Source organism: Gordonia sp. HS-NH1, from assembly GCF_001418765.1.
Taxonomy (GTDB): Bacteria; Actinomycetota; Actinomycetes; order Mycobacteriales; family Mycobacteriaceae; genus Gordonia.
Genome location: NZ_LIYC01000001.1, coordinates 324,302 through 345,517, shown reverse-complemented (window position 1 = coordinate 345,517; position 21,216 = coordinate 324,302). Strand labels below are relative to the sequence as shown.

General features: G+C 67.9%; 16 protein-coding genes and 2 pseudogenes. 10 read left to right on the top strand and 8 right to left on the bottom strand.

Annotated elements, in window-relative coordinates:
- Positions 1–3: 3 nt before the first annotated feature.
- Positions 4–561 (bottom strand): benzoate 1,2-dioxygenase small subunit, encoded by a 558-nt coding sequence (gene benB / locus AMD30_RS01455; RefSeq protein ID WP_055474555.1) that lies wholly within the window; start codon positions 559–561, stop codon positions 4–6.
- Positions 562–572: 11 nt separating this feature from the next.
- Positions 573–1,955, bottom strand: coding sequence for a benzoate 1,2-dioxygenase large subunit (benA, locus tag AMD30_RS01450; RefSeq protein ID WP_055474471.1), 1,383 nt, complete (start codon positions 1,953–1,955; stop codon positions 573–575).
- Positions 1,956–2,175: 220 nt separating this feature from the next.
- Between benA and AMD30_RS01445 the strand changes: the two genes are divergently transcribed.
- From AMD30_RS01445 to catC, 4 genes are all read left to right on the top strand, one after another.
- Positions 2,176–3,132 carry a LysR family transcriptional regulator gene (locus AMD30_RS01445; RefSeq protein WP_055474470.1) on the top strand — a complete coding sequence of 319 codons (957 nt, stop codon included), beginning with the start codon at positions 2,176–2,178 and terminating at the stop codon, positions 3,130–3,132.
- Positions 3,129–4,232, top strand: a complete 1,104-nt coding sequence (locus AMD30_RS01440; protein ID WP_055474469.1) for a mandelate racemase/muconate lactonizing enzyme family protein — start codon at positions 3,129–3,131, stop codon at positions 4,230–4,232. Before AMD30_RS01445 ends, AMD30_RS01440 begins: the two co-directional genes overlap by 4 nt.
- A gap of 64 nt (positions 4,233–4,296) precedes the next feature.
- Positions 4,297–5,163: a catechol 1,2-dioxygenase gene (gene catA, locus AMD30_RS01435; RefSeq protein WP_055474554.1), complete on the top strand. Its 867-nt coding sequence runs from the start codon at positions 4,297–4,299 to the stop codon at positions 5,161–5,163.
- Entirely contained in the window at positions 5,163–5,456 is a 294-nt protein-coding gene (gene catC / locus AMD30_RS01430) for a muconolactone Delta-isomerase (protein WP_010842743.1), read from the top strand. Before catA ends, catC begins: the two co-directional genes overlap by 1 nt.
- Positions 5,457–5,464: 8 nt before the next feature.
- On the opposite strand, the gene AMD30_RS01425 is transcribed toward catC, so the two are convergent.
- The gene (locus AMD30_RS01425; RefSeq protein ID WP_035717373.1) at positions 5,465–6,628 is read right to left on the bottom strand and encodes a metallophosphoesterase; all 1,164 of its coding nucleotides are present in this window, start codon (positions 6,626–6,628) and stop codon (positions 5,465–5,467) included.
- Positions 6,629–6,744: 116 nt separating this feature from the next.
- Between AMD30_RS01425 and AMD30_RS01420 the strand changes: the two are divergent.
- A pseudogene (locus AMD30_RS01420) lies at positions 6,745–7,584 on the top strand (sulfurtransferase); the annotation flags it as partial.
- Here AMD30_RS01420 and AMD30_RS01415 read toward each other — a convergent pair.
- The 3 genes from AMD30_RS01415 to AMD30_RS01405 all read right to left on the bottom strand — a co-directional run bounded on the left by AMD30_RS01415 (position 7,496) and on the right by AMD30_RS01405 (position 12,489).
- Positions 7,496–8,800 carry a fatty acid desaturase family protein gene (locus AMD30_RS01415; RefSeq protein ID WP_197282722.1) on the bottom strand — a complete coding sequence of 435 codons (1,305 nt, stop codon included), beginning with the start codon at positions 8,798–8,800 and terminating at the stop codon, positions 7,496–7,498. The pseudogene AMD30_RS01420 and the gene AMD30_RS01415 sit on opposite strands and share 89 nt — an antisense overlap.
- A 258-nt stretch (positions 8,801–9,058) precedes the next feature.
- Positions 9,059–10,042 carry a TauD/TfdA dioxygenase family protein gene (locus AMD30_RS01410; RefSeq protein WP_055474468.1) on the bottom strand — a complete coding sequence of 328 codons (984 nt, stop codon included), beginning with the start codon at positions 10,040–10,042 and terminating at the stop codon, positions 9,059–9,061.
- A gap of 101 nt (positions 10,043–10,143) precedes the next feature.
- Positions 10,144–12,489, bottom strand: coding sequence for an arylsulfatase (locus tag AMD30_RS01405; RefSeq protein WP_055474467.1), 2,346 nt, complete (start codon positions 12,487–12,489; stop codon positions 10,144–10,146).
- A 232-nt stretch (positions 12,490–12,721) separates the two neighbouring features.
- On the opposite strand from AMD30_RS01405, the pseudogene AMD30_RS01400 reads away from it, so the two are divergent.
- The 5 genes and pseudogenes from AMD30_RS01400 to AMD30_RS01380 all read left to right on the top strand — a co-directional run bounded on the left by AMD30_RS01400 (position 12,722) and on the right by AMD30_RS01380 (position 20,152).
- Positions 12,722–14,316, top strand: a pseudogene (locus AMD30_RS01400) (ABC transporter substrate-binding protein).
- 2 nt (positions 14,317–14,318) lie between these two features.
- Complete coding sequence (locus tag AMD30_RS01395; RefSeq protein ID WP_014928132.1) at positions 14,319–15,275, top strand: ABC transporter permease; 957 nt, start codon at positions 14,319–14,321, stop codon at positions 15,273–15,275.
- 2 nt (positions 15,276–15,277) lie between these two features.
- The gene (locus tag AMD30_RS01390; protein WP_055474466.1) at positions 15,278–16,213 is read left to right on the top strand and encodes an ABC transporter permease; all 936 of its coding nucleotides are present in this window, start codon (positions 15,278–15,280) and stop codon (positions 16,211–16,213) included.
- Positions 16,210–17,922, top strand: a complete 1,713-nt coding sequence (locus AMD30_RS01385) for a dipeptide ABC transporter ATP-binding protein (protein ID WP_055474465.1) — start codon at positions 16,210–16,212, stop codon at positions 17,920–17,922. The genes AMD30_RS01390 and AMD30_RS01385 overlap by 4 nt, the downstream gene beginning before the upstream one ends.
- A 73-nt stretch (positions 17,923–17,995) precedes the next feature.
- Complete coding sequence (locus tag AMD30_RS01380) at positions 17,996–20,152, top strand: acyl-CoA dehydrogenase (protein ID WP_055474464.1); 2,157 nt, start codon at positions 17,996–17,998, stop codon at positions 20,150–20,152.
- A 22-nt stretch (positions 20,153–20,174) separates the two neighbouring features.
- Here the strand turns inward: AMD30_RS01380 and AMD30_RS01375 are convergent, their stop codons facing one another.
- The gene (locus tag AMD30_RS01375) at positions 20,175–20,492 is read right to left on the bottom strand and encodes a hypothetical protein (protein WP_010842754.1); all 318 of its coding nucleotides are present in this window, start codon (positions 20,490–20,492) and stop codon (positions 20,175–20,177) included.
- A gap of 38 nt (positions 20,493–20,530) precedes the next feature.
- Entirely contained in the window at positions 20,531–21,214 is a 684-nt protein-coding gene (locus AMD30_RS01370) for a winged helix-turn-helix transcriptional regulator (RefSeq protein WP_035717375.1), read from the bottom strand.
- Positions 21,215–21,216: the final 2 nt, after the last annotated feature.

Sequence of the window (21,216 nt, the reverse complement as noted above, 5' to 3'; positions counted from 1 at the left end):
CTGTCAGAAGTGGTAGACGTCGACGACGTGATGGATGTAGTCGTTCTTGAGCACGATCGTCTTGCGCCGGATCAGCGGATGCTCGCCGGAGAAGTCGATCGTGTAGAACGAGGTGCCGTAGTACGGGTCGACGGTGTTGTACCGGAAATACATGGTGTGCCAGTTGAATCGGACGTCGACGAGGTCACCGCGCCGGTCGATGACCTCCACGTTGGTGATGTTGTGACTCGTCCGCGGTTCCGGAAGTGACGTTGCCGACGACCGCTCGGTGCGGATCCGGAACACCCGGTCCTCGAGGCCGCCCTTGTTGCCGTAGTAGATGAGAGAGATCTCGCGGTTCGGGTCCTCGGTGAGGCGGTCCCGGTCGTCCCACGACGGCATCCAGTAGACGACGTCGTCGGCGTAACAGTCGAGCCACTTCTCGAACTCGCGGTCGTCGAGGTGACGCGCCTCCCGATAGAGGAACTGCTCGATCATGTTCTGGGTGATGAGTTTCCCGGTCGAGTCGGTGGCGCCTCGGGGGGACGCCGGTGCAAGGGAATCGGTGTGGACGTTCGTCATGGCCATCCCTTTCAGTGCTCGGTGGCGGTGATGCGTTGTTCGGCGGCAGCTGCGGCGCGCATCGTCTCGAGCCAGTGGCCGTGCTGGACGGGGTAGAGGCCCTCGTCCTCGTTCTTGACGCCGGCCGAGATCACCCCGGTCATACCCAGCGATTCGGCGACGGGGTCGGGCCCGGTGAGCCAGTGCTCGGCGCCTCGGCTCATGTCGTTCCACGGCGCGGCCTGCGCCCGGAATGTGAGCTGGCACGAGCGGAACTCCTCGAGGTCGTCGGGCGTGGCCATGCCGGAGGCGTTGAAGAAGTCTTCGTACTGACGGATGCGGTGCGCCCGTGCGGAGTCGCTCTCCCCCTTGGGGGCTATGCAGTAGATGGTGACCTCGGTCTTGTCCGGGGCGATCGGACGGAAGTGGCGGATCTGCGTCGAGAACTGGTCCATCAGATAGACATTCGGGTACAGGCACAGGTTGCGCGAGCCCTTCACCATGAACTCGCCCTTGGCGTCGCCGTGGATCTCCTTCAGATGCTCGAGCGAATCCCACAGCGGACGGTCCTGCGGATTGGCCGCCCACGTCCACAGGCACAGGTGACCGTTGGGGTAGGACCAGTAGCCGCCGCCGGACTTCCCCCAACCGCCGGCGTCCAGTGCCTTGGTGTCGTTCTTCGACTCGCCGGTGCCGCGACGAGACGTGGTGGCAGCGTAATTCCAGTGGGTGGCCGTGACGTGGTAGCCGTCGGCACCGTTCTCCGCCTGCACTTTCCAGTTCCCGTCGAAGGTGTAGGTGGATGCGCCGCGCAGGACCTCGAGTCCGTCGGGGGACTGGTCGACGAGCATGTCGATGACCACGCGCGTGTCGCCGAGATGGTCGGCGAGCGAACTGACGTCGTCGTTCAGGCTGCCGAACAGGAAGCCGCGGTAGCTGTCGAAGCGCGCGACCTTGGTCATGTTGTGCGAACCGTCGACGTCGAAGGTGTCCGGGTAACCGGCGCCGTCCGGGTCCTTGACCTTGAGCAGCGTGCCGTCGTTGCGGAAGGTCCACCCGTGGAACGGACAGGTGAGGGTCATCCGGTTGTCGGTCTTGCGACGGCAGATCATGGCGCCGCGGTGCGCGCATGCGTTGATCAGGCAGTGCAGTTCACCGCTCTTGTCGCGGGTGATGACCACGGGCTGCCGACCGATGTAGGTGGTGAAGTAGTCGCCGGGCTCGGGGACCTGGCTCTCGTGCGCGAGGTAGATCCAGTTGCCCTCGAAGATGTGCTTCATCTCCAGCTCGAAGATGTCCTCATCGGTGAAGATCCGTCGGTTGGCGCGGTAGACGCCGGCGTCACGGTCGTCGACGACCGCGTCGCCGAGGACCGAGTTCACATGGTTCAGGTGTTCCGATACTGACGCGGTCATGGTCGTTTACCTCCAGAAAGTGGGCTGCTCTTTGCACTGTGGCAGCACGTGGTGGCGATCACACTGGGGTAATTGCCAGTCCTGGCCCAGTAGTCGATTGATCGATGTGATTGATCAATCGACGTAAATTTTGTCTTTGTCATGTATGGATCGACGCTCTACCGTGAGACGTGTCCGCGGTCACAGCCGCGGTGGGTCGATCGGCGAGACGAGGCGGGTCATGGAACTACGGCACTTGCGGTATTTCGCCGCGGTGGCGGACACCTGCCATTTCGGCCAGGCGGCGGAGTCACTTCATGTGGCGCAACCCGCGCTGTCGTACGCCATCCGCCAGCTCGAGGCCGAGCTCGACGTCACACTGTTCACGCGGACCACGCGCCAGGTGTCGCTCACTCCGGCCGGGCAGTACCTCAGGGTCCAGACCGAACGGATCCTCGCCGGCGTGGACGAAGCCGTGGACGGCGTGCGTCGGATCGCCGCCGGCCGCAGCGGTCTTGTCCGGGTCGGTATCACCGGTATCGCCGCCTTCTCCCACCTTCCGCGTATCGCACGGGTCGTCAAGCGCGAGTTGCCCGACGTGGATCTCCGTATCCGGTCCGACATGCTCACGCCGGGGCAGTGCGATGCCCTGCGGGTCGGCAGCCTCGACCTCGGGGTGCTCCGCCCGCCGGCGATCGGTGAGGACATCGAGACGAAGGTGATCGATGTCGAGCCGATGGTGCTCGCGGTGTCGGTCGATCACCGCCTCGCCGTCGAACCCGTGGTCTCGGTCGCCGACCTTCGCAACGAGCCGTTCGTGCTCTACGACAGCCGGGACTCGGCGGTCAACGATGCCGCGGTGCGTGCCTGTCGCGCAGCGGGTTTCGTTCCGCATCGGGCTCACCAGGCGCCGGGTACCGCCGTGCTGCTGGCGCTGGTCGCCGCCGGCCTGGGTGTCTCCCTGCTGCCGGCCTCGGTGCGTTCGCTGCCTCTCGACGGCCTCGTGGTGCGCGACCTCGCCGACGCCGACACCGTCGAGGTCGCACTCGCGTGGAGGTCGGGCGCCGACGACCCGGTCGTCGCCGCGGTCGCCGAGGTCATCGTCGACGCCTTCGCCCCCGATCCCGGCGAGACCCCGCTCGCCGACCATCGTTCCGTGAGCGCCCGTCCGGGTGCGCGATCTGGAGAGACATCGTGAAAATCACTGCTGTGGAGGCGATACCGTTCGCCATCCCCTACGTGAAGCCGCTGCTGTTCGCCTCCGGTGAGGTGCACGCCGCGACCCACGTGCTGGTCCGGGTGCACACCGACGCCGGGGTGGTCGGCGTCGCCGAGGCGCCGCCCCGGCCCTTCACCTACGGGGAGACCCAGGACGGCATCATCGCCGTGATCGAGGGAATCTTCGCGCCTGCCGTCGTCGGCCTCACCCTGCTCGAGCGTGAGGTCGTCGCCGCCCGGATGGCCCGGACGATCGGCAATCCGGCCGCGAAATCGGCTGTGGACATGGCGATCTGGGACGCCCTGGGCAAGGTTCTCGGACTCCCGGTCGGCGACATGCTCGGTGGCTACACCGACCGGATGCGGGTCAGCCACATGCTCGGTTTCGCCGAGCCGGCCGCGATGGTCGCCGAAGCCGAGAAAATGGTCGACACCTACGGGATCCGCACGTTCAAGGTGAAGGTCGGGCGTCACCCCGCCTCCCTCGACACCGCGGTCGTCCGCGCCCTCCGCGAGCGGTTCGGCGGCGACGTCGAACTGTACGTCGACGGCAACCGGGGCTGGTCGGCCGCCGAGTCCGCGCGAGCCATGCGGGAGATGGCCGACCTCGATCTGTTGTTCGCCGAAGAGCTCTGTGACGCAGCAGATGTGCTCGGCCGGCGCTGGCTCGTCGAACAGCTGGCGGTGCCGTTCATCGCCGACGAATCGGTGCCCACCCCCGCCGACGTCACCCGCGAGATCCTCGGCCGGTCGGCGACCGCCATCAGCATCAAGACCGCACGCTCGGGGTTCACCACGTCGCGCCGCATCCACCACCTCGCCGAGGGCCTGGGCGTACCGGTCGTCATGGGCAACCAGATCGACGGCCAGGTCGGGACGGCCTGTGCGCTCGCGTTCGGCAGCGCCTTCGATCTGACCTCGCGTTACGCCGGTGAGCTGTCGAACTTCCTCGACATGAGTGACGACCTGCTGGCCGAACCGCTGCAGATCCGTGACGGCCACCTGCACCGCTCGACCGCGCCGGGCATCGGTTTCGAGATCGATCCGGACAAGCTCGAGCAGTACCGCACCGACAACTGAAAGCACCGCCCCCCCAACACCTTTCGTGGCAGCCCCACGAACCCGGAGCAACAAGGAGAAGGACATGACCACCACCGAGCATCCCCAGGAAGTCGCCACCGCCGCCGCGTCCGGCGCCTCGGCGACCGAGCGGTTCCACGCGGACAAGTCGCCGTTCGAGGCCGTCAAGGACACTCCGCCCGAGCGTGTCTCCACCCTCATCAACGAGGTCCTCGCCGGCGTGCACGAGACCATCCGCAAGCACAAGGTCACCTACGACGAGTACAACGCCCTGAAGGCGTGGCTCATCAACGTCGGCGAGGACGGGGAGTGGCCGCTGTTCCTCGACGTGTGGGTCGAGCACGTCGTCGAGGACGTGGCCACCGAGCACCGCCAGGGCAACAAGGGCAGCATCGAGGGCCCGTACTACGTCCCGGACGCACCGGAACTCGGCGCCAAGGGCACCCTCCCGATGCGCGACGACGAATCCGGCGATCCACTCCTGTGGACCGGTCAGGTCCGGTCGTGTGATGGCACCGCACTGGCCGGCGCCACGGTCGAACTCTGGCACGCCGACGACGACGGCTTCTACTCCCAGTTCGCCCCGGGGATCCCGGAATGGAACCTCCGCGGCACCTTCACCGTCGACGACGACGGCCGGTTCGAGATCACCACCATTCGGCCCGCGCCGTACATGATCCCGACCGACGGCTCGTGCGGGAAGATGATCTCCGCGGCCGGCTGGCATCCGTGGCGTCCCGCGCACCTGCACCTCAAGGTGTCGGCGCCGGGCCACGAGCAGCTCACCGCGCAGCTGTACTTCCCGGGCGACCCGCACAACGACGACGACGTCGCCAGCGCCGTCAAGCCCGAACTCGTGCTCGATCCGCAGGCCGACGGCAAGGGTGGCTACACGGTCTCCTACGACTTCGTGCTCGACCCGGAGAAGTGATGCTGTTCCACGTACGGATGGACGTCTCCATTCCCGACGATCTCGACCCCGACGTGCGGGCCGACACCGTCGCGAGGGAGAAGGCGTACTCCCAGGATCTGCAGCGGGCGGGCAAGTGGCCGCACATCTGGCGGATCGTCGGCGAGTACTCCAACTTCTCGATCTTCGACGTCGAGTCGAACGACGAACTGCACGCGCTGCTGTCGGGCCTGCCGCTGTTCCCGTACATGCAGATCAAGGTCACCCCGCTGGCGACCCATCCGTCGGACATCAACGGCCCCGCTGCTGCCTGAGCGAGTACTCAGGGCGCGTCAGATCGCAGGGTGAGCATCGTGATCTCCGGCGGGGCGAGGACCCGTACCGGGGGACCCCACGCCCCGGCGCCGCGGGTGGTGTACACGGCGGTGTCACCGACCTCGTCCAGGCCGGTGACGGTCGGCTGCTGGGCGCGTACCAGATAGCGGATGGGCCACATCTGCCCGCCATGGGTGTGGCCCGACAGCTGCAGGTCGACACCCAGATCGGAGGCCTCGAAGGCCTGCCGCGGCTGGTGGGCGAGCAACAGGACGAAGTCCTCGGCTGACGAACCCGACAGGGCGGCAGGCAGATCCGGTTCATACGGTTCCGGGGCGGTGTAGTCGTGGACCCCGGCCAGCTGGATCGTCGCGCCGTCGACCTCGAGGGGCACCCGGGCGTTGCGCAGCGTCCGCACGCCGAATTCTTCCCAGACGTCGAGCCACCGACCGCCGTCGTCGGCGTAGTACTCGTGGTTTCCGCTGACACCGAAGACGCCCAGCGGAGCCCGGAGATCGGCGAGCGGTTCGAGGGTGTCGCGGACGTACGGGATGGTCCCGTCGGTGAGGTCGCCGACGAGGACGACGAGGTCGGGCTTTTCCGCATTGACCTGATCGACGACGCGTTGCGTGAACGACGCGTCGCGGGCCGGACCCACGTGCAGATCCGACACCACGGCGATGCGCGTGCCATCGAACTGCGCGGGCAGTCCCGGCAGGGTGGCGTCGACGTCGACGACCTGCGGCCGGGATGCCTCGAACACCCCGTAACCGGTGATGGCGAGAGCGAGGACCACCACCGTCGCGGTGGCACCGCGGAGTCGGCCGAGCCGGCGGGCCGCGAGCGCGGGGGTGTCCTGCACACCCGACCGGCGTCGGCGGATCGACCGGACGACGTGCGCCGCGAACGAGACGAGGCCGATCACCGCGAGGCCCAGGAACAGATAGAGGACCGCCGCCATCCACACGAGGCCGACGAAGGCGAACGGCCGTGACCACGACGGGTCCACCGAGCGTCCGGCGGCGAAGCCGACGAGGACGAGTGCCCACAGCATCACCAGCAGTATGTCGGCGATGATCGACCACGGTCGGGGAAGCGCGGTGGCCCGGACGATGCGCCGGTGCAGCCAGAAGGTGATGAGTCCGAAGACGACGGCGGAGAACAGCGCCACGAACGGGACCCCCTGTTGTTGACGATGCTGTCGATGTCGACAGCGTTGACGTGAGTGCCCGGACTCGGGCGGTTCGTCCCATTCTTCCATCGCGGCCCGTTGGTACCCTCGCCGCCATGAGCGACGTCGTCATCGATCCACTCGACCTGGCCGAGATGCTGCTGGCGACGCCGCCGGTGCTGCTGGACGTGCGCTGGCAGTTGGGCGACTTCGACGGCCGGCGTGCGTATCGCGAGGGTCACATCCCCGGCGCGGTCTACGTCGACCTCGACTCCGAACTGGCGGCCCCGCCGTCGGGCCCGGTCGGCGGACGACACCCGCTGCCCGCCGTCGCCGACCTCCAGGACGCGGCCCGGCGCTGGGGGATCGACGACGGCGTGCCGGTGGTGGTGTACGACGACTCCGGAAATCTCGCGGCCGCCCGCGCCTGGTGGCTGCTGCGCTGGGCCGGGATCGCCGACGTGCGACTCCTCGACGGCGGTCTGGCGGCATGGCGTGCCGAGGGCCTGCGGACGACGACAGGCGACGGCGGTCGGCCGCGACCCGGCAGAGTGACGCTCGCCGCCGGGCACCTGCCGGTCGCGACGATCGACGACGTGGCGGCCGGGCCGGAACACCTGCTCGACGCCCGCGCCGCCGAACGTTATCGGGGCGAGTCCGAACCGGTCGACCCGCGCGCGGGTCACATCCCCGGGGCCATCAGTGTCCCGACGGCGGACAACGTCGACGCGTCCGGGCGCTTCCGTCCGGCCGATGAGCTGCGGCGGCGATTCGCGGGTGTCGGCCTCGACCCGGAGACCGCGTCCGGCGCGGTGGTCTACTGCGGTTCCGGGATCAACGCGGCGCACCAGATCGCGGCGCTCGCCATCACCGGTATCGACGCAGCGCTGTTCCCGGGCTCGTTCTCGCAGTGGGCGTCGGACCCGCAGCGACACGTTGTCGAGGGTGACCGGCCAGGGCACTCCGGAGACCGGTCCGTCGGCCGACTCCCGGACTGACGCTGTCCACCCTCGGGACCACGGAGCGGAATCGCTGTTCCGAACCGGTCTCCGGGGCGTCGTGTGACGAACGACGGAGGAATCGGTCGGGGAGAGCCAGTTTGTGAACGGTGCGGAGCGCGAGCAGGTACTGATGTGCCAGGGAGCCCGTGGTGTAGGGAAGGTCGTAGCGCTCGCACAGTGCCTGCACGCGACGGGAGATCTGACGGTAGCGATTGCTGGGAAGGTCGGGAAACAGGTGGTGCTCGATCTGATAGCACAGGTTGCCGCTCATGAACGCCATGACCGGTCCGGCACGAAAGTTCGCGCTGCCCAGCATTTGTCGTAGATACCAGAGCGGCCGGGTCTCGGATGCGAAGTCGCTCATGGTGAACTTCTCGGCGCCGTCGGGAAAATGTCCGCAGAAGATCACCACGTACGCCCACAGGTTGCGGAGCACGTTCGCGGTGAGGTTCGCGGTCATGGTCGAACGGAACGCGGGTCCGGTCAACGCGGGGAAGACGACGAAGTCCTTGAGGAGTTGCCTGCCGATCTTGCGGGAGAACTCGCGGCGGCTTCGCGCCCGTGGGGCCGGCAGTCTCGCGGGTGCCGCTTCCGCCGCCGCGGCCTCTCTGGCCTTCTCCGCGTCGAGGTCGTGCCTGGCGATGCCCCACTCGAATGTCAGTGCCAGCACGATGTTGGCGAGCGGTTGCAGCGCGTTGATCGGTCGCCACGGGACGTCGCGGGTCATGCGGATGACGCCGAATCCGATGTCGTCGTCCATTCCGACGATGTTGGTGTAGACGTGATGGGAGTAGTTGTGTGCCTGCTTCCACTGGGCGGACGGCCCGACCTGGTCCCATTCCCACTTGGCGCTGTGCAGTTCGGGATCGTTCATCCAATCCCACTGCCCGTGCATGATGTTGTGGCCCAGTTCCATGTTCTCGATGATCTTCGCGCATGCGAGCAGGCCCGTTCCGACGATCCATGCCGGCCGGCGTCTGGAGAAGACCAACACCGCCCGTCCGGCGACCTCCAGCGATCGCTGCAGCGCGACCGCGCGGTGGATGTAGCGCGCATCGCTCGCGCCCCGATCGGCTTCGACGTCGGACCGTATCGAGTCCAGTTCGCAAGCGAGCGAATCGATGTCGGCGTCAGAGAGGTGTGCGTACCCCGCGATGTCGGTGATGGCCATGTCTGCTCCAGTCTGCACCCGGCACACTCATCACCCTGGCTGCTCGCCCCAGGGTGCCTGAGCGGTGTGCAGGTGGCGGGTTCTCCCCATCACCAGTGCGTAGCGGTGGGGTACCCAGCCGACGGGCGGATGAACCCGGATCACGACGGATCGTCGGGAGTTCTCCGTCACAACGCGGTCTCGCCGGTCTCGGGGTACCCGGCGGTCGGGCCGAGATCTGTGACCGCCGGGTACCCGGCCGGTGGTGGCCGGGGAGGTTCAGGCCGCGAACACCGACAGACGTGCGGGTTCCTCGACGACCGAGTAGTGCGTCGCGTCGCCCTGGAGAATCTGGCTGGACTGACCGTGGACGTCCACCGGTACATCGCCGGCCAGCGTGATGCGGTGCAGTTCGCGCTTCTGGTTGCCGAAGTCGGCGATGCCGTAGTGCTGCGTGGCGCGGTTGTCCCAGATCGCCACGTCGCCGAGCTTCCAATTCCACCGGAAGGTGTTCTCCAGCTTCACGATGCGAGCCTGGAGGAGTTGGTAGAGGTCGGCGAACTCCGAACTCTTGAGGCCGCGGAACTCCTTGGCGAAGTGCCCGAGCAGCAGGCTGCGTTCGCCGGTCTCGGGATGGACTCGGACGACGGGGTGCAGCGTCTGGTACTCCGAGCTGGTGAACTCCTTGTAGTGATCGGCCTTGCGGCTGACGTCGATTCCCCCCGAAGGTTCCGACTGGCTGACGTAGTCGTACAGGTTGGTGTGGGTGGCCCACAGTTCCTCCGCCAGTGCGCGCAGCGGTTTCGGCAGCTGTTCGTAGGCCGCCACCGTCGACGCCCAGGTGGTCGCGCCGCCGTAGGCGGGCAGCGTCACGGCGCGGAGAATGGACGCCTTCGGGATGCGATCGACGAACGTCACGTCCGAGTGCCAGCTGTTCGCCGCACCCTCGATGGTCAGCAACTGCTCACCGCGTGAGGTCACCGTGGGATGAGGTGCGGTGGGATCGCCCAGGAGCTCGGCGAAGGCGTACTGGCTGGCGTCGTCGAGCTGATCCTGGCCTTCGAAGACGATCGTCTTGTTGATCGCGAGCGCCAGCCGGATCGCCTCCACCTGTTCCGGGGCGATGTCCCCGCCGAGCCGCACCTGCCCGACGCGGGCCCCGATGTGCTCGCCGAGCTTGTCGACGGTGATCCCCGCGTCGCGGTAGATCCGATGCGCCGCCTGCTCGCGCTCGGTCCGGTCCTCGATCTGCGCCAAGGTCATCTCGTGTCCTCTCTTCTCGATGTCGTTTCGTGGCAATCGGATTCATGAGATCACCACGATGGCGATGCGATCGAGGTAATCGCTCACGGTGATCGGAAGCGTCAGTCCGCCGAGGACTCGGCGGCCTGGTCGATCTCGCGCCGGACATCGGCGGGGACCCGCACCGTTCCGGGGCGGTAGGTCACCGCGCGAAGCGCTGGGCCGAACCGGAACACGCCCCGGCGCCTCCGGAGATCGGGATCCACCGGCCCGCGGGCGTCCACGCCCACCGAGATGCCCGTCCACGGCGCCATGCCGACCAGCTGCACCTGATCGTCGAGCTTCGCGATGACCGACGAATGTTCGCCGGCCGCCGCCTCGATCGTGAATCCCCAGCGCACCGAGGGCGTCGCGACGGCATGGACGACGAGCCGGGTGGTACCCGACGGCATCGGACCCGACACGCGGTGCCGGCGACCGTAGGCGTTGAACACGAAATGCGCCGAGCCCGACTCGACATACAGCAGGTACCCGCCCTGGGGGTCTCCATGCGCGACCACGACGCCCTCGGCGTCGGGAGTCCATCCGTCGAGTTCGGCCTCGATGTCGAAGTCGCGGTAGGCGATCAATCGACTCGAGCGGTACCGCTCCAGGGCCGGCGTGCCGGCGAGGATCCGCACCGGGTCGCTCAGGCGCTCCTCCGCGGGCCGGCGGCGGGACTGTGCCGCGGGCGAGTCGAACAGCGGGAACACCGTGTTGTGCCACGCCGCCTCGTCCCAGGCACGGGCCAGCTCGGTGACCTTGTCGGGATGCGTCGCAGCCAGATCGCGGGTCTCGGCGGGATCGTTCGTGACGTCGTACAGTTCCCAGACCGGATCGTCCACCGCCGCCGGATCCTGATGCAAGGACACCAGTTTCCAGCCGTCGCGATAGAACCCGCGATGTCCGCCGAACTCGGCGTACTGCTCGATGTGGGGAGACTCCGCAGACGGATTCCGGAGGAAATCCACGACACTCACGCCGTCCCGCTCCTGGGCGGGCCGTCCGTGCCGGTGGGTGGGGGTGTCCACCCCGGCGAGTTCGAGGAGCGTCGGGACGACGTCGGTCACGTACGAGAACTGCCGTCGCACGCCATTGTCCCGGGGGTCTCGCGACAGGCCGGCGGGCCACGAGATGACGAACGGCACCCGGACGCCGCCGGCGAAGGTCTGGCCCTTGTAGAAGCGGAACGGTGTGTTCGACGCCTGGCCCCAGCCACGCGGATAGTGCACCCCCAGATCGGGTGACCCGATGAGATCCTCGTCGTGCGGTACGTCGCGCTCCCAGTCCGGCGGCACCGGTCCGTGGACGAATTGACTGAAATACGAACGGGTCCCGGACGGGCCGCCTTCGGCGGTCCCGCCGTTGTCCGAGGTGAAGACGACGATGGTGTTGTCGAGCTCGCCGAGTTCGTCCAGCGTGTCCAGGACCCGGCCGACGCTCTGGTCGACGCTGTCGACCATGGCGGCGTAGACCTCCTGGTAGCGCTGGAAACGCCGCTTCTCCTCGACCGTGAGGTCCGCCCACGGCGGGGCGTCGTATCCCGGTTCGGTGTTGCGCTCGGCCATGCGGGTACCGGCGTCGAACAACCCCTCCGCTTTCTGGCGCTCGAAGCGTTGTTGTCGCACGACATCCCAGCCGTCGGCATACCGGCCGCGGTATCTGGCGAGATCGGACTCCTTCACCTGGTGCGGACCGTGCATCGCGATGTGGGCGAAGTACAGGAAGAACGGCTTGGTGGGGTCCTGTGCGCGCAGACTCTTGATCTGCCCGATGGCGCGATCGGTGAGGTCGTCGGTGACGTAGTAGTCCTCGGGATACGTCTCGACGTCGACGACCGAGTTGTCGGCGATGAGCTGATTGGGGTAGAAGAACGAGTTGAGGCCCTCGAGCGAACCGTAGTAGCTGTCGAAACCGCGCTGCAGCGGCCATGATCCCCGGTCGCGTCCCGGACCCATGTTCGCGTCGCGGACCAGATGCCATTTCCCGACGGCGTAGGTCGCATAACCGGATTCACGGAGGATCTCCGGCAGCGCCAGCACGTCGTCGGCCAATTCGAGACGGAGGCCGGGAAAACCCGGGTCCGAGTTCGCGACGCTCCCGTAGCCCGCGCGATGCGGGTTGAGGCCGGTGAGCAGAGCGGCTCGTGCCGGTGAACACACCGGGGTGGTGTGATAGTTGCTCAACCGGATTCCGTTGCGCGCCAGCCGATCGAGATTGGGTGTGTCGATCTCGGCGCCGAACGGCGCGATGTCCGAGTAACCCATGTCGTCGATGAGGACGACCACGATGTTGGGCGCTCCGGGCGGCGCGGACTTCTCCTCGGGCCACCAGGGTTCCGACTGCGAGGTGGTCCGCCCGACCACACCGCCGAAACCCTGGTAACCGCGGGCATTCTCGGGAATCGTGGGCGGGTTGCGGTCAGCCACGTGGCGGTCCTCCTGTCGTCGCGTCCGGGTCGTCGGGACACCGGGCACGACGCACGGTGCCGTACGGCCCCACGGGTGTCAAGGGTTCCATCCCGGTGAAATCGAAGGACGCATCTCCGAGTGGCCGACGGCCAGAATGGGCGTCGAACATTCGCTCGTGGATGTCGACGCCCCACATCCCGGTCCGCGCTGCGGCGCACTTGCGCAGCCATCACAGAAACGCCGAAACCATATGCTCCGACGTCGAAGCGTCCGTGTGTGCTGCACACTGGTCGTGGTCATCGCGACTCTGTTCGCGGTGGCCGGTTGCCAGTCCGCCGTGTCCCGGCAACAGAACTCCACGGTCCGATCGCTGCAGCCGGGTGAACCCGTACCGCGCGGCGGCGAGCTGCGGGTCGGCGTGCTCAACGACCTGAGTCCGAAAGCCTTTCTGCAGATCGGAACCGGTGCGCTCAACGGTCATGTCGTGGCGAACACCTACGACACACTGATCCGCTACGCACGGGACTCGCTCACCGTCGAGCCCTCGCTGGCGACCGGCTGGCAGCTGTCCCCGGACGGACGGTCGCTGGCCCTGGATCTGCGCCGGGACGTGACGTTCCACGACGGCCGGCCGTTCGTGGCCACGGACGTGGAGCATTCGATCAGGGCATACGTCGGTGGTCCGTGGACCCCGCAGTTCAAACGAACGGCCGCGGCCATCACCGGCTTCGACACCACCGACCCGCACCGCATCGTGCTCGAATTCGCCCATCCGCTGAGCAACATCTTCGACCTGCTCGACTCGGCTCCCGTCATCGACGGGAACACGTTGGCAGACCTCAAGGCGGCAAGCGGTTCAACGGCACCGGCCCGTTCCGGTTCGAGTCATGGCAACCGAATTCCGCGGTCCGCCTGGTGCGTAACGAACGGTATTGGGGCGGCGCGCCTCCTCTGGACGCCGTCCGGTTCGTGGTGGTCAAGGACCAGCAATCGTTGTCCACCCGCCTGCGGACGGGGCAGCTCGACGTGGCGGAGGGACTCAGCCACCACGACCAGCAACTGGTCACCTCGCGGTACGGCTTCGAGGAGATCACCCTGACCGGTGCCGAGTCTCAGCAGTATGTCGGCATCAATGTCACCAATCCGGTGCTGTCCGACGTCCGGGTCCGCCGCGCCATCGCGTACGCGATCGACCGGAAACGGATCATCTCGGATGTCTATCGGGGGAGTGGATACCCGGTGAACCTGCCGTGGCCGGAATGGTCGCCCGCCTTCCGGCCCGACGACAACGCGACCTACACCCGCGATCTCCGTCGGGCACGGGCCCTGCTCGCCGAAGTCGGTCCCATTCCTCCGCTGTCGCTGGACTTCTCGACGCAGGGCGTCGACCGGATCATCGCCGAGATCGTCCAGTCCAACCTCAAGGACATCGGGATCACCGTGGAGCTGGTACCCAACGACCGGACCCAGCAGGCGTCGAAGCTCATCGGCGGCGAGTTCGCCGGATTGTGGTTGCTGCAACACGGTTTCGCTCAGTTCACGCCGTCGACACTCGCGGTGTCGGCGTATCCGTTCAATGCGGCCAAGAACTCGTCGAACTATGTGAACGCGGCGTACGCGGCCGCGGCCGAGGCGGCGTGGACCGTTCCGGACGGCTCATCGCCGGAAGCCCTCGCCGCCTACCGGCAACTCGACGACATCTGGCTGCGTGACCTGTTCCTCGTCGAGGTGGGTGTCGTGCTGATGAAGGTGGCGACCGCGGCCTCCGTGGGCAACATCGACTGGGACCGGCGCAACCAACTCCATCTCGCCAACGCATTTCTCACCTCGGCGGGGAAGCAGTAGACATGTTCGGATACCTGGCCCGTCGGCTGCCGACCGCCATCATCGTGCTCGCGGTCGCGTCGTTGCTCATCTTCTCCATCGTGCGACTCATCCCGGGTGGCCCCGAGGCGGCTCTCGCCGGGCCCGACGCGTCGCCGGAGGCACTCGAGGCCATCCGGCACGACCTCGGTCTGGACCGCGGCTTCATCGCGCAGTACGCCACCTGGATCGGCAGTCTCCTGACCCTCGACTTCGGCCAGAGCTATCAGGTCGGCGGCAGCATCGGCGACCTCATCGCCTACGGCCTGACGAACACACTGATCCTCACCGGTGCCGCGCTCGTCGTCGCGCTGGTGTTGGCCTTCGGGCTGAGCCTGGCGGCGACGCTGTGGGACAACAGGATCGTCAACGCCGTGCTCACGAGCGTGAACGCGGCCGCGATCGCATTGCCGACGTTCGTCGTCGGGACCGTGCTGATCCTGGTGTTCGGGGTCCGCCTCCGATGGCTGCCGGCCGGCGGAACACCACCCGACGGATTCACCGACAGTCTGCAGATCAGCGCGCAGTATCTGCTGCTGCCCGCACTCACGCTCGGCCTCCCGGCGGGCGCCATGCTGGCACGGTTCCTCACCGAGTCGATCCGCACCGAGTTGCGGCAGCCCTACGTGCTGACCGCCCGCGCGCTGGGGGTGTCGCATTCCGACATCGTCGTGAGACACGCTCTGCGCAATGCTCTTCCACCCACTCTCACCGCTCTCGGACTGACGGTCGGTGCGCTGCTCGGCGGCGCTGTGCTGGTCGAGTCGATTTTCGGGTGGCCCGGCCTCGGTCTCCTCACCGAGGAGGGGATCTTCTCGCGCGACTACCCCCTCGTCCAGGTGCTCGTCCTGCTCTCGGTGGCCGTTTTCGTGATCATCCAGTTGCTGGCCGACATCGCGCATGCCTGGCTCGACCCCCGTATCCGTCTGGCAGGTGAATAGACATGTCCCACAGCCTCACCGGTTTCTCCGGTGCGTCGACGACCGGCGCCACACCGGACCCCGACCTCGCGCCCGGGCTGCTGCCCGAGAGTCCGGATGACCGCGAGGCCCACGGTTCCCGATCCCCGTTGTGGCGCAGCCTGTTCCGTGGCACCGGACTGGTCGGCAGTGTGCTTGTCGGTCTCGTCGTGCTGCTGGCGGTGTTCGGCCCCTTCGTCACCTCTTTCGGACCCGATCAGCAGATCGACGGCGCGTATCTGTTGTCGCCGAACGCAGAACACTGGCTGGGTACCGACGAGGTCAACCGCGACCTGCTGACGCGCGTGATCCACGGGATCCGGATCGACCTGCTGATCATCTTCACCGCCGTCCCGGTGGGTGCCGCGATCGGCATCCTCGCCGGGCTGATCACCGTCTCGAGTCCCGTCAGCGATGTCGTCGCCCAGCGGGTGTTCGACGTGATCCTGGCGTTCCCCGCCCTGATCCTCGGCATCACGCTCACCGCGATCCTCGGCCCCGGTGCGTTGACGGTGGGGATCGTCATCGCCGTCGCCGAGATCCCGATCTTCGGTCGGCTCACCCGCACCTCGGTGTTGCGAATCCGGGAGATGCCCTACGTCGAGGCGGCGCGGGTCAGCGGCGCGTCGACTCCCCGGGTGCTTCTGCGACATGTCCTGCCCAACTCGGTCGAGTCGCTCGCGGTCCAGTTCGCGCTGTCGCTGTCGCTGGCGGTGTTCATCGAAGGCGCACTGAGCTACCTCGGGGTCGGCGTGGTCGCGCCGACACCCTCGCTGGGATCGATCCTGGCGACCGGCAACGGATACCTGGAGACCAATCCGTGGTTCTCGCTGGGCCCCCTGCTGGTCGTGTCCGTCCTCGTCCTGGGGTTCTACCTGATCGCCCAATCCATTTCGCACAACCGGAGGGTAGGACGATGACCGTCACCAGCTCGAACACGACGTCCCGGGACGGCGGGTCCCCGGAGACCGGATCCGCGGCCCTCGTCGTCGACGATCTGCACGTCGACTTCTCGTATCCCCGGCCGGCCGTCGCGGGCATCGACCTGAGGGTCGATCGGGGCGAGATCGTGGCGCTGGTGGGAGAGTCCGGGTCCGGCAAGAGCATCACCGCCCGTGCCGCCATCGGGCTGCTCCCCGACACCGCCCGCGCCACGGGATCGGTGCGGGTCGACGGCGTGGAGGTCCTCAACCGGCCCGACCGCGTGCTCGACGGCATCCGCGGCGCCCGGGTGGCGATGGTCTTCCAGGAACCGCAGACGGCGCTCAATCCGTCGCAGACCATCGGATGGCAACTGCGCCAGGCCCTGCGCGCACACGGACGTGTCCCCCGGCAGCGGGCACGCGCCCGCGCCGTGGAACTCCTTGCGCTCGTCGACATCCCCGATCCCCAGACGCGGGTCGACCACTACCCGCACCAGTTGTCCGGCGGACAGAAGCAGCGAGTGGTGATCGCACTCGCGCTCGCGAACGATCCCGTCCTCCTGCTCGCCGACGAACCCACCACCGCCCTCGACGTCTCGGTCCAGCGCGAGATCCTCGACCTGCTCGTCCGGCTACGCGCTCGCACCGGGGCCGGAATCCTGCTGATCACCCACAACCTCGGCGTCGTGGCGGACATCGCGGACCGTGTCGTCGTCGTCCAGCTCGGCGAGGTCGTGGAGACCGGGGATGTGTACGAGATCTTCGCGAATCCGCGGGAGCCGTACACCCGGCAGCTGCTGGCCGCCGTCCCGCGATTACCCGACGCCGAGGTCGACGGCGAGGTCGGCGGCGAGGTCGGCGGCGACGGAAACGGGGCCGACGACGAGTCGGGAACCGGTGAGACGGTCGTCGCGGTCGAGGGGATCACCGTGCGTCACACCGGCCGGTTCGGGGCCCGGCCGCACACCGCACTGGCGGACGTGTCGCTGACCGTGCGGCGTGGCGAAGTGCTCGGCGTGGTCGGTGAATCCGGTTCGGGCAAGACCACACTCGGGCGTGCCATCGGGGGACTGGTACCCGTGCAGGCGGGCCGCATCCTCGTCGAAGGCGACGACATCGCGACGGTGTCGAAGTCCCGGCTGCGGGCGCTCCGGCGCCGGGTCGCCTTCGTCCCGCAGGACCCGACGGCGTCGCTGGATCCCCGGTTCAGCGTCGCCGAATCCATCCGGGAGCCATTGGACATCCAGGGCATCGGATCGCGCGCCGACCGGGCGGCGCGCGTGGCCGAACTCCTCTCGGCGGTCCAGCTGCCCACGTCGTTCGCGCAGCGCCTGCCGCACGAGCTGTCCGGTGGACAGCGGCAACGGGTCGCGCTCGCACGGGCACTGTCGGCGGACCCTCATCTGCTGATCGCGGACGAGCCGACGAGTGCCCTGGACGTCTCCGTGCAGGCTCGGGTACTCGACCTCTTCCTGCATCTGCAAAGCGAATTCGGGTTCGCGGCGATCTTCATCAGCCACGACCTGGCCGTCGTCGAGCAGGTCGCGGATCGTGTCGTCGTCCTGCGCAACGGCGGGGTCGTCGAGAGCGGGACGGCGCGGGATGTGCTCACCAGGCCCGAGGACCGGTACACGAGGGACCTGGTCGATGCCGTGCCGTTCCCCGACCCGATCGTGCAGCGGGCGCGGCGGGAACTGATTCGATGATTTTGTCTCAAGCGTCCACAACGGAACGGGTGGAGATGGTGTGATCGGGTGACCGACGATCCCGGGAGCCGTCATGAGCATCGCCCTGACCGAAGACCACGTCGAACTCGCATCGGTGGTGCACGAATTCACCGTCGACCGCAAGGTGCGGGCGCAGGCGCGAGACCGTCTCGACGCAGCCGAGGAGGCCAGACCCACATTCTGGCCGGAGATCGCCGATCTGGGCTGGCTGGGGCTGCACGTCGCCGAGGAATACGGCGGCTCCGGTTTCGGTGTGGCCGAGTTGGTGGTCGTGACAGAGGAATTCGGCCGCGCGGTGGCGCCGGGCCCGTTCCTGCCGACCGTGATCGCCTCGGCGATCCTGAACCATGCCGATGACGACACGCGAGCCCGCTGGCTGAGGTCACTCGTCGACGGCACGATCACGGCGGGTGTCGCACTCGCGCCGGGACTGATCGAGTCCGGTGGTGTGATCTCCGGTGACGTCGACGCGGTGCTCGGCGCCCCACTGGCGGATCTGCTGGTGCTCATCGCCGACGACGACGTGCTGGTGGTGGAGTCGTCGGACTCCGGTGTCGAGGTGGGCGCGCACGCCGACCTCGACCCGACCCGACTGTCGGCGAGGGCGTCGCTGTCGGACGCCGCCGTCGTCCGTCTGCCGAGACTCGCCGCCACCGCGCTGGCCCTCGCCCGGACGCTGGTCGCGGCCGAAGCCGTGGGAGGGGCGCGTGATGCGCTGGACACCGCGGTGGCCTACGCGAAGGTCCGCGAGCAGTTCGGCCGGACGATCGGCTCGTTCCAGGCGGTCAAACACCACTGCGCGAACATGCTGGTCGGCGCCGAGGCCGCGACCGCGGTGGTGTGGGACGCCGCACGGGCAGCCGACGAGGGAGCCGACGCCTTCGGGCTGGTGGCGGCGTCGGCCGCAGCGCTGGCGATGCCCACGTACACGAGGAACGCGGAGCTGAACATCCAGGTGCACGGCGGCATCGGATTCACCTGGGAGCACGACGCGCACCTGCACCTGCGCCGCGCCACCGTGGTCGAGGCGCTGTTCGGCGGGCAGCGACCCGCCCGGGACGTGTACGAGTACTCCGCCTCCGGGATCGTCCGTGCCAACAGCCTCGACCTTCCGCCGGAAGCCGAGGAACTGCGGACCCGTGTACGCGCTGACATCGCCGAGATCGCGGCGCTCGACGATCCCGCCGCTCAACGGGAGAGGCTGATCGACACCGGGTATGTGATGCCGCACTGGCCCACCCCGTGGGGACGTGCCGCGGACTCCGTCGAACAACTCGTCATCGAGGAGGAGATGGCCGCGGCGGGCGTGCAGCGGCCCGACTACAGCATCACCGGGTGGGTCATCCTCACCCTCATCCAGCAGGGCACGCCGGACCAGATCGACCGGTTCGTGCGGCCGGCGCTGCTCGGGGACGAGGTGTGGTGTCAGTTGTTCTCCGAGCCGGGCGCGGGATCGGACGCGGCGGCGGTCAGCACGCGGGCCACGCGCGTCGACGGGGGCTGGCGCATCAACGGCCAGAAGGTCTGGACCAGCGGCGCACACCTGTGCCGACGGGGTCTGGCGACGGTTCGGACCGACCCGGAGGCCCCCAAACACAAGGGCATCACCGCCGTTGTGATCGACATGTCGGCACCCGGGGTCGAGGTGCGTCCGCTGCGTCAGATCACCGGCGGATCCGAGTTCAACGAAGTGTTCTTCACCGACGTCTTCGTCCCCGACGCCGACGTCGTGGGCACGCCGAACGACGGCTGGGCCGTCGCCCGCGCGACCCTCGGCAACGAGCGGGTCAGCATCGGCGGCGGTGCACCGGGCAGCGACGGGGCGGTGCGGCAGATGGTGGCGCTCGTCGCGGGCTACGGGGACCGGGTCGACGGGGCGGCGACGAAGGTCGGTGAGTTCTTCGCCGTCGAGGATGCGCTGCGACTGTTGAACCTGCGTCGTGCGGCCCGATCGGTCGTCGGCGCGGCCCCCGGACCCGAGGGCAATGTCACGAAACTGCTTCTCGCCGAACACCTCGGTGATCGCGCCCATCTCGCCGCGGAACTGCTCGGACCCGACGTCGCGTTCTCGGCGGGCCCCGGCAAGCTGGCCGGTCTGCTGATACTCGGCGCACGCGGGATGTCGATCGCGGGTGGAACCTCGGAGATCACCCGCAACCAGATCGCCGAACGCATCCTCGGGCTGCCACGGGACCCGCTGATCCGGTGAGGGTCGCGCTGATCCCTGGCGTTCACCGTCGCCCGGGCGGGCGGTCACCGGCCGGGCGCAACGCCCACGACGGCACCCAGTGGGTGACCTTCTCCTGCCGGTCCTTGGAGGTGATCGTGTAGGTGACCTTCCCGTACCAGGCACCCCATTCGTCCCGCCCCCACTCGGTGAGAACCCCGAGGTGCACGGACCGGATCTGTAGCCCGTCGGGGTGATACTCGCCGCTGAAATGCGGTGCGTTGGGATACAGCGCACCCAGATCGATCAGCACCGCCTTGTGGCCGACGCGGACAAAGGCCGGTCGGTGTGGCTGGCCGTTGTCACCGCCGATCCACTTCATGCCCACACGTCCAGTTTCGCACGTGTGTTCGAGCGGTGTCACCCGTGGTCGGCGGGCGTCCGTGTCTGAGTGGCGGGTAGGGCCATCGAGGTCAGGCTGCGGACGCGTCGGAGGGTGTCCTCGTTGCCGGTGATCGACACTGCAGTCGGTGCGGTGTGCTGTCCGGCCAGGAGGGCGAAGACGGCTTCCGAATCACCGCTGATCACTGCGTCGACCTCGGGATCGTCCGTGGCCGGCGATGTGTGCACGCCCGAGTCGCCCGCGACCAGGAGCAGGGAGTCGCCGTCGGTGTCGATCCGGAGTCGCACTGCCGGGAAAGCAGCGTCGTCGGGCAGTTCCCGCGGCTCGGGATACAGGGCCATGATCGCGAAGACGAGCCACCGGCCGCGGGTGTGGTCATCGCCGGAGCCGTCCATCATCAGGGGTGCCCCCCAGCGCGCCATCTCGACCAGTGGGCCGCGTAGTGCGTGGCCCCAGGCGGTCAGCGAGTACACCTTCGCCGAGACCGGTGCGGATTCGGCGCGACTGGTGATCACTCCGTCGTCCTCGAGCGTGCGCAGCCGCTGAGCCAGGAGATTCGACGCGATTCCCGGCAGGGCGCGTTGCAGGTCCGAGTATCTGCTGGGGCTGATGAGGAGCTCGCGGACGATCAGCAGGCTCCATCGGTCGCCGATCACGTCCAGTGCGCGGGACAACGCGCAGAACTGGCGGTAGGACTTCACGC